Source organism: Salinihabitans flavidus (assembly GCF_900110425.1).
Lineage (GTDB): Bacteria > Pseudomonadota > Alphaproteobacteria > Rhodobacterales > Rhodobacteraceae > Salinihabitans > Salinihabitans flavidus.
On sequence record NZ_FODS01000027.1, the window covers coordinates 1 to 13,607 of the forward strand.

The 13,607-nt window shown below is 60.7% G+C and carries 16 protein-coding genes; 8 read left to right on the plus strand and 8 right to left on the minus strand.

Annotated features, from left to right (window positions below; genetic code table 11):
* The 7 genes from BMW66_RS16500 to BMW66_RS16530 all read left to right on the plus strand — a co-directional run.
* The coding region (locus tag BMW66_RS16500; RefSeq protein WP_139196203.1) for a 3-keto-5-aminohexanoate cleavage protein at positions 1 to 114 on the plus strand (114 nt) is incomplete at its 5' end.
* A complete protein-coding gene (gene pcaD / locus BMW66_RS16505) occupies positions 111 to 929 on the plus strand; it encodes a 3-oxoadipate enol-lactonase (RefSeq protein ID WP_093120083.1) in 819 nt (272 codons plus the stop codon). The genes BMW66_RS16500 and pcaD, both read left to right, overlap by 4 nt.
* A gap of 91 nt (positions 930 to 1,020) precedes the next feature.
* The gene (locus BMW66_RS16510) at positions 1,021 to 2,064 is read left to right on the plus strand and encodes a TRAP transporter substrate-binding protein (RefSeq protein WP_217639328.1); all 1,044 of its coding nucleotides are present in this window, start codon (positions 1,021 to 1,023) and stop codon (positions 2,062 to 2,064) included.
* The gene (locus BMW66_RS16515) at positions 2,065 to 2,583 is read left to right on the plus strand and encodes a TRAP transporter small permease (protein ID WP_245729522.1); all 519 of its coding nucleotides are present in this window, start codon (positions 2,065 to 2,067) and stop codon (positions 2,581 to 2,583) included. It abuts the gene before it with no gap.
* Positions 2,580 to 3,938 carry a TRAP transporter large permease gene (locus BMW66_RS16520; RefSeq protein WP_093120085.1) on the plus strand — a complete coding sequence of 453 codons (1,359 nt, stop codon included), beginning with the start codon at positions 2,580 to 2,582 and terminating at the stop codon, positions 3,936 to 3,938. Before BMW66_RS16515 ends, BMW66_RS16520 begins: the two co-directional genes overlap by 4 nt.
* A gap of 160 nt (positions 3,939 to 4,098) precedes the next feature.
* The gene (gene aroQ / locus BMW66_RS16525; protein WP_093120086.1) at positions 4,099 to 4,545 is read left to right on the plus strand and encodes a type II 3-dehydroquinate dehydratase; all 447 of its coding nucleotides are present in this window, start codon (positions 4,099 to 4,101) and stop codon (positions 4,543 to 4,545) included.
* Complete coding sequence (locus BMW66_RS16530; protein ID WP_093120087.1) at positions 4,542 to 5,294, plus strand: LuxR family transcriptional regulator; 753 nt, start codon at positions 4,542 to 4,544, stop codon at positions 5,292 to 5,294. The genes aroQ and BMW66_RS16530 overlap by 4 nt, the downstream gene beginning before the upstream one ends.
* 363 nt (positions 5,295 to 5,657) lie before the next feature.
* On the opposite strand, the gene tsf is transcribed toward BMW66_RS16530, so the two are convergent.
* The 5 genes from tsf to BMW66_RS16555 form a co-directional block, all read right to left on the minus strand.
* Positions 5,658 to 6,533: a translation elongation factor Ts gene (gene tsf / locus BMW66_RS16535; RefSeq protein ID WP_093120088.1), complete on the minus strand. Its 876-nt coding sequence runs from the start codon at positions 6,531 to 6,533 to the stop codon at positions 5,658 to 5,660.
* A 75-nt stretch (positions 6,534 to 6,608) separates the two neighbouring features.
* The gene (gene rpsB / locus BMW66_RS16540; RefSeq protein WP_093120089.1) at positions 6,609 to 7,403 is read right to left on the minus strand and encodes a 30S ribosomal protein S2; all 795 of its coding nucleotides are present in this window, start codon (positions 7,401 to 7,403) and stop codon (positions 6,609 to 6,611) included.
* 179 nt (positions 7,404 to 7,582) lie between these two features.
* Positions 7,583 to 8,413, minus strand: coding sequence for a lyso-ornithine lipid O-acyltransferase (gene olsA / locus BMW66_RS16545; protein WP_093120090.1), 831 nt, complete (start codon positions 8,411 to 8,413; stop codon positions 7,583 to 7,585).
* Complete coding sequence (gene olsB / locus BMW66_RS16550; protein WP_093120091.1) at positions 8,410 to 9,189, minus strand: L-ornithine N(alpha)-acyltransferase; 780 nt, start codon at positions 9,187 to 9,189, stop codon at positions 8,410 to 8,412. The genes olsA and olsB overlap by 4 nt, the downstream gene beginning before the upstream one ends.
* 118 nt (positions 9,190 to 9,307) lie before the next feature.
* Entirely contained in the window at positions 9,308 to 9,499 is a 192-nt protein-coding gene (locus tag BMW66_RS16555; RefSeq protein ID WP_093120092.1) for a DUF3553 domain-containing protein, read from the minus strand.
* A 26-nt stretch (positions 9,500 to 9,525) separates the two neighbouring features.
* Here BMW66_RS16555 and BMW66_RS16560 point away from each other — a divergent pair, with 26 nt between their 5' ends.
* Complete coding sequence (locus tag BMW66_RS16560) at positions 9,526 to 10,125, plus strand: histidine phosphotransferase family protein (protein ID WP_093120093.1); 600 nt, start codon at positions 9,526 to 9,528, stop codon at positions 10,123 to 10,125.
* 14 nt (positions 10,126 to 10,139) lie between these two features.
* Here BMW66_RS16560 and BMW66_RS16565 read toward each other — a convergent pair whose 3' ends face one another.
* The 3 genes from BMW66_RS16565 to obgE form a co-directional block, all read right to left on the minus strand.
* Positions 10,140 to 11,405, minus strand: a complete 1,266-nt coding sequence (locus BMW66_RS16565; RefSeq protein WP_093120094.1) for a glutamate-5-semialdehyde dehydrogenase — start codon at positions 11,403 to 11,405, stop codon at positions 10,140 to 10,142.
* Between the two features lie 64 nt (positions 11,406 to 11,469).
* The gene (gene proB, locus BMW66_RS16570) at positions 11,470 to 12,576 is read right to left on the minus strand and encodes a glutamate 5-kinase (RefSeq protein ID WP_093120095.1); all 1,107 of its coding nucleotides are present in this window, start codon (positions 12,574 to 12,576) and stop codon (positions 11,470 to 11,472) included.
* Positions 12,564 to 13,604, minus strand: coding sequence for a GTPase ObgE (gene obgE / locus BMW66_RS16575; RefSeq protein ID WP_093120097.1), 1,041 nt, complete (start codon positions 13,602 to 13,604; stop codon positions 12,564 to 12,566). Before obgE ends, proB begins: the two co-directional genes overlap by 13 nt.
* Positions 13,605 to 13,607: the final 3 nt, after the last annotated feature.

A 13,607-nucleotide genomic window follows, 5' to 3' on the forward strand; every position in this document is an offset into this window, starting at 1 on the left:
CCCTCCAACGCGGCGCTGGTGCAACGGGCGGCGGCGCTTTGCGAGACATACGAACGCCCGGTGGCCAGTCCCGCGCAGGCGCGCGAGATACTGGGGCTCAGGGCTGCGGTATGAGAGATTTTGTTGAAACCGACGGGCGGGTGCTTCACGTTGATTTCCGCGCCGGCGCAAGAGGTCGGCGCGCGGTTGTCTTTGCCAACTCGCTTGGCACGGATCTTCGGATCTGGGATGCGGTTGTGGCAGCCCTGCCCGCCGAGACCCCGGTGCTGCGACTCGACAAACGCGGACATGGCCTGAGCGATATGGGGCCGGTCACAATCTCCGGTCTGGCCAATGACACGGGCGCCGCTATAGATCGGTTCGGGATTTCGGACGCGCTGGTTTGCGGTGTTTCGGTGGGTGGCATGGTCGCCCAGTCGCTTGCCGTGGCGCGGCCCGACCTTGTGGCAGGTCTGATCCTGTCAAATACCGGCCTTGCCATCGGCACACCCGAGATCTGGACCCCGAGGATAGAGACGGTGCGCGATGCCGGAATGGAGCCGATTGCCGACGCGGTGCTCGAGCGGTGGTTCTCGGCCCGTTTCATGGAAACAGAAACTGAAACGGTGCGCGGTTACCGCAACATGCTGATCCGCTGCCCGTCAGAGGGCTATGCCCGCACCTGCGAGGCGATCCGGGATACGGACCTGACGGCGCAGGCGGCGCGCATCACGCAACCGGCGATCTGCGTGGCCGGCGGGGCGGATCTGGCCACGCCCCCTGCCCTTGTGACAGCTTTGTGCGAGGCGCTACCGCGTGCGGAATTCCATTTGCTGGAGGATGCGGGGCATCTACCCTGTATCGAAAGCCCGGACCACATCGCCGCACTGATCGCGGATATGTTGGGTCGATTGCCGCCCTCAGTCTCTGGACAGGGCGGCGTCCGATGAACAGAGTAGGTGTTGGACGATGGGTGATCGGCGAGGCTGGCGACAATCGCCATGCCGCGACCGCGCACCACAAATGAAGGGGAGGAAAGAAGTGAAACGTATAGGACTCAAATTCGCGGCGATGTCCGTGATGGCGGGGCTGGTTTCAGCCACGGCAGCACAGGCACAGGACTTCACGTTCAAGCTGCATCATTTTCTCGGGGCCAAAGCGCCCGCGCAGACCCAGATGCTCGAACCCTGGGCGCGTCAGGTGGAGGAAAACTCCGATGGACGCGTGAAGATCGAGATCTACCCGTCGATGACGCTTGGCGGGCGGCCCCCCGAACTCATCCAGCAGGCCCGCGACGGTGTTGTCGATCTGGTCTGGACGGTGAACGGCTATACACCGGGACTTTTCCCGCGCACCGAGGTGTTCGAACTGCCCACCGTATTCAAAAATGATCCGGTGGCAGCGAATCTCGCGATGTTCGACATGTTCGAAGACGACCTGAAAGAGGAATACCAAGGCGTCGAAGTGATGTTCCTGCATGTTCACGCGGGTCAGGGCCTGCATATGCGCAACACGGAAGTGCGCACCCCGGCCGATCTGGATGGCAAGAAGTTGCGCATTCCGACCCGCACCGGCGCCTGGGCGATCGAGGCACTTGGCGCCTCTCCGGTTGCCATGCCGGTGCCGGAACTGCCCCCCGCCCTTCAGAAAGGCGTGGTGGATGGGGCGATGATTCCGTGGGAGATCATCCCGCCGCTGAAGATTCACGAACAGACCGAATATCAGATCGAGGGCCACGACAAGGAACGGTTCGGCAGCACTTCGTTCCAGGTGTCCATGAACGCGGACCGCTGGAATGGCCTGCCCGACGACATTCAGCAGGCGTTCCGGGATGCTTCGGGGCGCGACTGGTGGGGCAAAGTTGGTGAGGTCTGGCGTGGAACGGATAACTTCGGCATCGAGCTTGCCGTGAAGTCCGGAAACACGCATATCACACTGACCGAGGAAGAGACGCAAGCCTTCCGCGATGCGCTGGCCCCGGTGGTCGATCGCTGGATCGAGGATGTGTCCGCCAAAGGAATTGACGGCGACGATTTGGTGGAAAAAGCCCGGGATCTGATCGCCGACAATACCGGGGCAATGTAAGTGTCTGACGTCGAAATGAATAGCCGCCCCGGTCTTGCCGGGGCGGCTGCCCGATTGATCACCCTCTGGGCATTGCTGGGAGGTGTCCTTCTGCTGGTTGTGGTTATTGTCAACGTGGTCTCTGTGATCGGAGGCGTTGTCTGGAAACCCTTTCCGGGGGACTTCGAACTGACCGAAATCGGGGTTGCGGTGGCGGCGTTCGCCTTTCTGCCCTATTGCGAACTGATTGGCGGCAACGTCACAGCTGATATCTTCACCGCCCGCGCCGGACCGCGCCTTATCGCGTTTTTCAAGTTTCTGGCCTCGCTCATGGCGCTGATCTTCGCCTGCATCCTGCTTTGGCGGATGTATCATGGCTTGCTGAACCAGAAGGATTATAACTACACCACCGCGATCCTTCAGATTCCGCTCTGGTGGGGGTTCGTTCCGATCCTGATCTCTCTGGCGTTGCTGGCCGTCGCGGCGGGTTTGTCCCTGCGCGATAGCCTGCACAGTTTTGCAGAGGCGAAACACGCATGATCGACTCCCTTTCCCTGGGCATCGGCTCTCTGGTGGTGCTGGTTCTGCTGATCGCCATCCGCATACCGATCGCCTACGCGATGATTTTTGTCGGCGGGGTCGGAATCGCAATCGTGAACGGGAGCGACCTGCTGTTCAATCAGCTCAAGACGCTGGCCTATGGGCAGTTCTCGATCTACGACCTGTCGGTGGTGCCAATGTTCATCCTGATGGGCAGTCTCGCCTCACGCGCGGGGCTGAGCGCGGCGCTTTTCCGGTGGGCCAATGCCTGGCTTGGATGGTTGCGCGGCGGCACGGCCATGGCCGCAATCGCGGGATGCGCGGGCTTCGGGGCGGTTTGCGGGTCATCACTGGCGACCGCGTCGACCATGGGGCGCGTCGCGCTGCCCGAGCTGAGGCGATATCGTTATTCCGGCGCGCTTGCCACCGGATCTCTGGCCGCGGGAGGGGTTCTGGGCATTCTGATCCCGCCCTCTGTCGTGCTTATCATCTATGCGATCATCGTCGAGGCGAATGTGGTGACGATGTTCGCCGCGGCCATGCTCCCCGGTTTGCTCGCCGTGGTTCTGTTTTTGCTGACCATCGCGGTCTATGTTGCGATCTGGCCCGATGCCGCGCCTCGCCACGGCGGTGTGGACCGGCAGGAGTTTCGCGCGGCAACCATCGGCGTCCTGCCGGTCCTGCTGATTTTCGGAATCGTGCTCGGCGGGATATACGCCGGGTTCTACAATCCGACCCCTGCGGCGGCTGTGGGTGTGGCACTGGTGTGGGCCTATGGCGCGCTGTCGCGTGAGCTGTCTTTTGGCGATCTGATTGATGCGCTGAAGGAGACGGCCAGCACCACCGGCATGATCTATCTGATCCTGCTTGGCGCGGAGTTGATGAAGATCTACATGTCGCGCATCGGTCTGCCACAGGCCACCGCCGAATGGATCATTGCCACAGGCATGTCACCTATGCTGGTCATGGCGCTTCTCCTGCTTGGTCTCATCTTTCTCGGGTGCCTGATGGACAGCCTTTCGATGATCCTTCTGGTGATCCCCTTCTTCTGGCCGGTTCTCGTCGACCTCAACGGCGGGCTTTACATGACTGCCGAGGGTTCAGGTTTCGGCATGTCCACCGAAGACCTGAAGATCTGGTTCGGAATCCTTGCTCTGGTGGTGGTGGAGCTTGGCCTCATCACGCCGCCGGTCGGAATGAATGTCTTTGTGATCTCTGCGCTCGCCAAGGACACCCCCATGATCGAGACGTTCAAGGGCGTGATACCGTTCTTCGCGGCAGAGATTATCCGGGTGCTGCTGCTTCTGAGCTTTCCGATTCTGGTGCTCTGGGTGCCCCGGTTGCTCAGCGGGTAGAGCCCCGTTCAGGGCTTTGCCCGGCCCCGATGTGGCCCGAATGCCACCTTCACAGCCGAGGCTGCCATCAATTGAAGAGAGATGAATGTAGCGGCGCAACTGACGCTAGACAGCGCCAACCCTGCGCGTTTATGAATAAATGTGCAATATGGGGACTTCGATGGCGTCTTTTCTCGTTCTTAACGGACCTAATCTGAATCTGCTCGGGCAACGGCAGCCGGATATCTATGGCAGCACAACCCTAGACCAGATCGAGGCCCAATGCCTCGACCATGGTGCGAGGCTCGGACACGATGTCGTCTGTGTCCAAAGCAATCATGAGGGCGCCCTCATCGACGCCATTCATCAGGCGCGCGGTGTTCACGCGGGCTGTGTGCTGAATGCTGGCGCCTATACCCATACGTCCATCGGCCTTATGGATGCGATTGCCGCGACCGAACTGCCAGTGGTGGAGTTGCACCTGTCCAACATTCACGCACGCGAACCCTTCCGGCACAAATCTTATATCGCGTCAGTCGCCATCGGGCAGATCTGCGGATTCGGCCCGCGCGGGTATCTGCTCGCGCTCGATGCGCTTGTCGGAAATCTGCGGGATCGAGGCGGATGATTTTCGAATATCTCTGCAATCTGACCAATGCCCCCACGCTGGAAGAGCTGTGGCGCATGCATACTGCCAAGATGGCGGAGTTCGGGTTTGATCGGTTGCTTTACGGCTATACGAATTTTGTATCACGGCACTCTATCGGAGATCCCGACGACTTTGTTGTCCTGAGCAATCATGACCGGGCCTATGTCGATGCCTTTATCGGAGACAGACTGTACCTGAACGCGCCGATGGTGCGTTGGGCCCTGAGGAATCACGGCGCACAAAGTTGGCGCATTCTGTCCGAACAGGTCAAATGCCACGCGTTGAGCAGGGCGGAACAAGAGGTTCTCGAATTCAACCGGCGTATGGGCGTGACCGCCGGTTACACGATCAGCTTCAACTCGGTCTCTGTTCGGGCGAAAGCAGCGATCGCGTTGACCGCACGGTGCGGCATGACACAGGACGATGTGGATGCCATCTGGCAGAAACATGGCGATGAGATCGTCCTGATGAATAATGTCGCGCACCTGAAAATCCTGACGCTGCCATACACCCATTTCAAACGTGTACTGACCAAGCGACAACGGGAGGTTCTCGAATGGGTGAGCGATGGCAAGACCGTGCAGGACATTGCCGTTCTGATGCAGCGCAAGCCGGCCACTGTTGAAAAGCACCTGCGACTTGCACGAGAGGCGCTCAACGTCGAAACAACCGCACAGGCCGTTCTAAAAGCGACGTTCCAGAACCAGATTTTCGTTCTGGAGCAGTGACCTCAAAAGCTTTCATATTTTTCCAAAAGGTCAGGATTCCCCCACTTTCCTAATATTTGGTTAACTGCAAAAATCGAGAGGTTCCGTGAGTGGTGGCTTTGGCCTGGGAACAACGGTCGGAAAATCCCTGTGATTTCAGGGCGCTTCCGATCGCCGGTTTGACCGGAAGTCGGTCTTCGGGGTGTATTGATCCGCCTCGGCGGCCGGCGCCATCGGGTGCGTCGTTTCATCCCCATGTTTGATGCTTCCGAGTTTGAACGGTGTCGCACAGCAGTGCGGCACCGTTTTTCTTTCTATAGTTGACAAAAATTGGGCGCCGTGGTTTTGCCACAGCGCCCTGACTTCGATCTTGAGGCAGTTGCGTCAGCTTTGCGCGACCTTGGCCACTTCGGCAGCAAAATCTTCCTGCTCTTTCTCGATCCCCTCACCAACTTCGAGACGGACGAACCCAAGGATTTCCACCCCCGCTTCCTGCGCGGCCTTTTCCACCGTGAGGTCGGGATTGATCACGAAAGACTGTCCTAGAAGTGTGACTTCGCCGAAAAACTTGTTCATCCGGCCGACAATCATCTTCTCGATCACGTTCTCGGGCTTACCCGATTCACGGGCCTGCTCCGTCAGGACGGCCTTTTCACGCTCGACAAGGGCCGGGTCCAGATCGCTTTGACCAAGAGAGGCGGGATTCACGGCGGCGATATGCATCGCCACCTGCTTGCCGAACGACTCATCGTTCCCTTTGAGAGCGACCAGAACACCGATCTTGCCCATATCATTGGCCGCAGCATTGTGAACGTAAGAGACAACAGTCTCACCCTCGACCGAGGCCATGCGGCGCAGGGTCATGTTCTCGCCAATCGTCGCGATCTTGTCGGTGATGGTGTCAGCAACGGTCTTGCCGCCGAGATCGGCAGCAGCCAGCGCTTCGATATCGTCCACCTTCAGCGCAGCGGCGGCAATGTCACCAACCATCGACTGGAAGTCGGCATTTTTTGCGACAAAGTCGGTTTCGGCGTTCACTTCGACAGCGACGCCTTTTCCACCCTCGACCTTGACGGCCACGAGACCTTCAGCCGCGGTGCGACCGGATTTCTTGGCGGCCTTGGCAAGACCCTTGGTGCGCAGCCAGTCAATCGCCGCCTCCTTGTCACCATCGGTTTCCGTCAGGGCCTTCTTCGCATCCATCATGCCTGCGCCGGTCATTTCGCGCAGTTCCTTGACCATAGCTGCTGTGATCGCCATGCTGGCTCTCCTCGTTCTAATGGGGTCATGTGCCGGGGCCGGGCTTATCCTGCCCCGGTATCAGAAATGTAAAACCTACGCGTTGGCGTTGGCGTCAGCATCGGTGGCCGGAGCCTCCTCTGCGACGGCCTCTTCGGTCGGGGCATCTTCGAGCTCGCCAAGATCGACGCCAGCGGCGCCAAGCTGAGCGGTCATACCGTCAAGCGCGGCGCGGCTCACCAGATCGCAATAGAGCGCAATGGCCCGGGCGGCATCGTCATTGCCCGGAATGATATAATCGATCCCCTCGGGCGCGCAGTTGGTATCGACCACGGCCACGACGGGAATACCGAGCTTGTTGGCCTCGGCGACGGCAAGCGCCTCTTTCTTGACGTCGATGACAAAGAGCATATCGGGCACGCCGCCCATTTCGCGAATACCGCCGAGTGATGCTTGCAGTTTCTGCTGATCACGCTCCATTCCGAGACGCTCTTTCTTGGTCAGCCCTTCGGCACCACCGGCCATACGCTCGTCAATTTCCTTCAGACGGTTGATCGACCGCGACACGGTTTGCCAGTTGGTCAGCGTGCCACCCAGCCAGCGGTGGTTCATGTAATACTGCGCGCATTTTTCGGCGGCATCGGCGATCGGGCCAGAGGCCTGACGCTTGGTGCCGACGAACAGCACCCGTCCATTCTTGGCGACGGTCTCGCGGATCGCGTTCAGGGCCGCGTCGAGCATCGGAACGGTCTGTGTCAGGTCGATGATATGGATGCCGTTGCGCGCGCCATAGATGAACTCGCCCATGCGGGGGTTCCAGCGTTGCGTCTGGTGGCCGAAGTGAACGCCTGCTTCGAGAAGCTGGCGCATGGAAAACTCGGGAAGAGCCATGCGTGTATTTCCTTTTCCGGTTTGCGCCTTGACGGGGGAGTGTAAGAGCGGATGCTCCAACCGGCGGACCGACAGGGATGTCTCCCCTGCACGAGCCCAAACCCCGCCTGCGGATTTGAATACGCGCGAGGTATGTCATTTGTCACGAGGACGCAAGGCCAATCGGTATATTTTCGCGGTCAGGCAACGGCCTGTGCCAAACCCGCGCGCACAGTTTCCTCGCAATAGGCGGCAAGCGCCTTGCGGTCGTGGAAATCGATCACCGCGACCGGCGGATGGTAGACAACGGTGACCGATGCTCCGCCACCATGTGCGAGCACCTGAAGGGCATGCGCAGCGAACTCCATGTCCCCCCACCAGCACAGAAAACGAGGATCGTGGTGCGCCGAAGCGCGATAGGCCACGCTCACGGGTTGAACCATCATGCGATCCCGCAATGGGGGGTCGAAGAAGGCCGCGAACAGCGTCGATTTGAAACGCAGCACGCGCTGTCCGTCGCTCGACGTGCCTTCGGGAAAGAAGAGCAGGCGATGACCGACCGCCAGCCGTTCGCGGAATTGATCGGTTTGCACCCGCGCGTCGCGGGGATTTCGCGTGATGAAAAGCGTACCGACGACACGGGCCAGACCGCCGATCAACGGCCATTCGGCGACCTCGGACTTTGAGACGAAGAAGACGCGTTTGCGCGTGTTGAGCACGAAAATATCGAGCCAGGAACAGTGATTGGCCACCAGCACACCGGGCTGGCGCATGGGCGCGCCCTGTGTGCGCAAACGCAATCCCAGCAACACAAGCATCAGCCGGCTTACGACCTGAACAGGATAGGCGGACAGGGGGCGGCCGGCACCGCAAAACGGGCGCTCGGCCATCCGCAACAGCAGAAGAATGACCAACCCGGTCAGGATCAGGATCAGTGCAAGAAACCCGCGCAGGGCAACACGCGCCCAGCCTGCCACCGTGATGCGTGGAAAATCGGGATAGGTCCCTTCCCCTTTCCAGGTCGGATTCACGCTGTCGCCCCGCGCATGTAGAGGGATTTCTGCCGCGTATTGAGCCGTTCGGTATCCATCACGAGACAGACATCGGTCGTATTGAAGACATGATCGACATAAGCCCCGTCGCCAACAAAGCCCCCAAGTCGGAGATATGCCTTGATCAGCGCCGGGGTATTGAGCGTTGCGCGGCGCCTGTCGATTCGCGCCTCGGGGATCAGGTTCATCGGCTGGTAGTGCCACGAATGGGCCTGCACGCGCAGGTCCTCGGGCGCGAGATGCCGATGATAAAGCAGGCTGAGCGGCTCGGCGAGCGCGGCGATATCGGTGCCATGAAAGCTGGCCGTTCCAAAAAGGATCTCGACCTCATGTCGCGCGACATAATCGGCAAGGCCCTGCCACATGTGAAACATCGCAGATCCACCGCGATAATCGGCATGAAGACAGGACCGGCCCAGCTCCAGCAGCTTTCGCTCGCTTCGGCGCAGCGTCGAGAGATCGAATTCATCCTCTGAATAGAACTGTCCGATCTGTTTTGCCTGATCGCACCGCAGCAATCGGTAAACGGCCACAACGCGATCCTCGGGCGGGACGCTGCGGGCCTCGTCGATCAGGATCAGATGGTCGAAATACGGATCGAAGCGGTCGCGTTCCAGACGGTTTTCATGGTCCACCATGTCCCCTGAGCCACCGAGTTCTTCCACGAACACCCGGTAGCGCAGCCGCTGCGCCGCGACCAGATCGGCGTCGGTTTCGGCCAGTTTCAAAGTAAAGACGGGGGCAGAACCGGTCATGCGCGAGGGCCTTTTGATCAGTGAACCCGCTTTTAGGCAAGACGAAATGCAAGCACAACCAACCAAGTGCCGCCGGCAAGGCGACGACGTTGTTCACAAAGGCTGAATTTACCTTTAGTCAATCTTTCGGTGGTTCCATCACCGGGATCAACGTAACTCTGGAGCCGTCAATGACGACCTTGCCCTCCTCTCGGAAATTGACGGTGATCCGGCCACCGATATTCGACTGCACCTGCCCGGTCCCCCAATCGGGCCGGTCGGGGTGGCGCACCAGCATTCCCGGCTCGAGAAAATCGTTCAGTTCATGCATGACAAGGGCTCACCTCCGAGGGAAATATGGATCAGCCTAAAGTGAAACTCGCCGCTCTGGTAGGCTCTCGTATCTGCCATGACCTAGTCAGCCCGGTGGGCGCGATTGGCAATGGGCTTGAGCTTCTGGAAATGTCCGGCGGCGCGGCGGGGCCGGAACTCGATCTCATCCGCGAAAGCGTCGAGAACGCCAATGCGCGTATCCGCTTTTTCCGCGTGGCCTTTGGACATGCCGGTCTGACAGAATTGGTCGGAGAGCCGGAGGTGCGCGCCATGCTGCGCGATATGGGCAATGGCGGACGTGTGCAGTATGATTGGCATCCTGCTGGCGATATCCTTCGGATGGAGCTGTGCCCCATCTTCCTTGCGATCATGTGCGTGGAAAGCGCCCTGCCCTATGGCGGGGCGATCTCGGTGCACCATACCCATGGCAAATGGGAGGTGGAGGGCGCCCACGAAAAACTCAGGGTCGAAGACACCCTTTGGTCTGACCTTGAACGCGGCAAAGTCGCGGACACCATCACGCCGGCGCGGGTGCAATTCGCCCTTTTGCCCGAGAGTGTTGCCAACCTTCGACGAAAGCTGACAATCGAGCTGGCTGAAAACCGGGTCACGCTCGGCTTCTGAACACCGCTGCCGGATCAGGTTCGCACCGTACCGTCGCCATCCACAAGATACTTGAAGCTCGTCAACTGCTCCGCCCCGACGGGGCCGCGCGCGTGCAGCTTGCCGGTGGCAATGCCAATCTCCGCCCCCATCCCGAACTCCCCGCCATCGGCAAACTGGGTTGAGGCGTTTCGCATCAGGATCGCGCTATCGAGACGCTGAAAGAAGCGGTCGGCCGCCGCGTCATCCTCCGTGAGGATGCAATCGGTGTGGCCGGAGCCATAGCGCCGGATATGGGCAATGGCATCGTCGACCGTGTTCACCACCTTTGCCGCAATATCCATGTCAAGGTATTCGCGCCCCCAATCGTCCTCCATGGCCGGGATCGTGCCTTCGATCTTTTGCAACGCGGTGTCGGCATGAACCCGCACACCCGCGTCCAGAAGCGCGCGGATGACCCCCTGCCCCACCGTCTCCACGATGTCGCGGTGAAGGAGAAGGCACTCCGCCGCGCCGCAAATTCCGGCGCGGCGGGTCTTGGCATTCATGACCACATCAAGCGCCTTCGCGGGATCGGCTTCGGCATCAATATAGATATGCACGATGCCTTCGAGATGCGCGAAGACAGGCACCCGCGCCTCGCGTTGCACCAGGTCGACAAGACCCTTACCGCCGCGCGGCACGATCACATCCACCGTTCCGGTCATGGTCAGAAGCTCCGAAACGGCGGCGCGATCGCGCGTCGGGATAAGCTGGATCGCGTGTTCCGGCAGACCGGCGGCCTTCAGCCCCTCGACAAGACAGGCATGGATCACGCTGGAGGAATGGAAACTTTCCGATCCGCCGCGCAGGATCACGGCGTTTCCCGATTTCAGGCAGAGCGCCCCGGCGTCGGCGGTGACATTGGGGCGGCTTTCATAAATGACACCAACCACGCCAAGCGGCGTGCGCACACGGCGGATGTGCAGACCGGACGGCATGTCCCATTCAGCCATCACCTTGCCCACGGGATCAGGTTGCGCCGCGACGGCCCGAAGCCCGTCAACAATGCCCTGAATGCGCCTCTCATCGAGCATCAGCCGATCCATCATGGCCGGGCTCAGCCCCTTTTCGCGGCCAAAGGCCATATCCTCTTCATTGGCAGCGATGATGTCGGCTCGCCGGGTCCACACGGTTTCGGCGGCCGTCAGAAGCGCCTTTTCCTTGGCGTCTGACGGGGCGAAGGCAAGCTCGGCTGCCGCGGTGCGGGCCTTGGTGCCAATTTCCGCCATCAGCGCGGGGATGTTTTCTATGTCTTTCATCATGAGAGGCCTTTGAGCGTGCGATCTGGATGCCTTGAACGGACGTACTGTAATACGAGAGAGATCAAAGGGCCATGTCATCGCGGTGGATGAGCGCGGCGCGGCCCGGATAGCCAAGCGTTTCCTCGATCTCGGTACTGCGGCGGCCCAGAATGCGGACGGCCTCCGCCGCGCTGTAGGCCACGAGCCCTTGCCCAATTCGACGCCCGTCCGGCCCCAGAATGGCAACGGGATCGCCCCGCGTAAAAACGCCGGCAACCAAGGTCACACCCGCAGGCAGAAGGCTTTTGCCTTTGCGAAGTGCGGTGGCCGCCCCCGCATCAATGGATATCTCGCCCTGCGGCTTCATCGAACTGATCCAGCGTTTGCGGGCCTGTTGCGGCGTGCCCTGAGCGGTAAACCACGTGGCGGGCGCCCCCTCCTGAAGAGCCTTGATCGGGCGCATCACGCCCCCTTCGGTGATCACCATGGCGCATCCGCCGGACGTGGCCGTCTTGGCCGCCATGAGCTTCGTGACCATGCCGCCCTTGGACAGGCCGGAAGTGCCTTCGCCGGCCATTGCCTCCATCTCGGGTGTGATGGTCTCAATCACATCGAAACGCCGCGCGGCCGGATCTGTCATCGGATTGCCGGAATAAAACCCATCCACGTCGGACAGGAGTATCAGGTGATCTGCCCCAGTGGTCAGTGCCACCTGTGCGGCAAGCCGGTCATTGTCGCCATAGCGGATCTCGTCCGTGGCGACGGTATCGTTCTCGTTCACGATGGGAACAACGCCCAGTGCAAGCAATTGCGCCAGCGTGGCCCGCGAATTGAGATAGCGCCGCCGGTTCGCGCTGTCCTCCAAAGTCACGAGCACCTGTCCCGTCGTGATGCCATGCGGAGCCAGCGCTTCTTCATAGGCCCGCGCGAGCTGAATCTGGCCAACGGCGGCGGCTGCCTGGCTCTGTTCCAGCGGCAACTCTGTGCGCGGCAATCCCAGAACCCCGCGACCCAGTGCAATGGACCCCGAGGAGACAAGTATCACATCGACGCCATTACGCTTCAGGCCCGCCACATCCTCCGCCACTCCGCGCAACCACTCGCCGCGCAACCTGCCGCTGTCCCTGTCGACAAGAAGGGATGAGCCGATCTTGATGACAACGCGCTGCGCCGTGCTCAGGGGCGCCACGACTCGGTTTCCTCTTGTTCGGGTTCACGGTGACGCAGACGGTCGTCGTCGATCCGGGCGCGCAGGGCGCGCAACACCTCCGGAATGCCCTCGCCCGAAACGCCCGACATGAGCAGAACCGGCGAACCTGCCGCGGCCTCCAGCTCGTCGCGAAGGAAACCGCGCTCTTCCTCATCCAGTGAATCGATCTTGTTCAGGACAGTGACGCGCGGTTTTTCAGCGAGAAACCCGCCATAGGCCTCGATCTCTCGAATAATCGTGTGATAATTCTCGATGAGCGTGCCGGAGGTGCCATCCACAAGGTGCAACAGCACAGCGCAGCGTTCCACATGCCCCAGAAACAGATCGCCCAGCCCCCTGCCCTCGCTCGCGCCCTCGATCAGGCCGGGAATATCGGCAACGACAAACTCTGTATTGTCGATGCCGACCACCCCGAGGTTGGGATAAAGCGTGGTGAAGGGATAGTCGGCGACCTTGGGCCGTGCATTCGATGTGGCCGCAAGGAAGGTGGATTTGCCCGCATTGGGCAAGCCAAGCAACCCGACATCGGCGATCAGCTTCAGCCGAAGCCAGAGCGTGCGCTCCACCCCCGGCTGGCCGGCATTGGCGCGGCGCGGAGCCTGATTGGTGGAGGTCTTGAAATGCAGGTTCCCGAAACCGCCATTGCCACCACGGGCCAGCAACACGCGCTGGCCCACCTCGGTCATGTCGGCGACGACCGTTTCCTGATCCTCTTCAAGAAGTTCGGTGCCCACGGGCACCCGAAGAACGATGTCCTCGCCCGTGCGGCCCGTACGTTGCTGGCCGCGCCCCGGCTGCCCGTTGTCGGCAAAGAAATGCTGCTGATAGCGAAAGTCGATCAGCGTGTTCAGACCATCCACGGCCTCGGCCCAGACAGACCCGCCATTGCCGCCATCGCCACCATCCGGACCGCCGAATTCGATGTATTTCTCGCGCCGGAATGACACGCAGCCGCCGCCCCCGCTACCCGAGCGGATATAGACCTTCGACAGATCGAGAAACTTCATGGG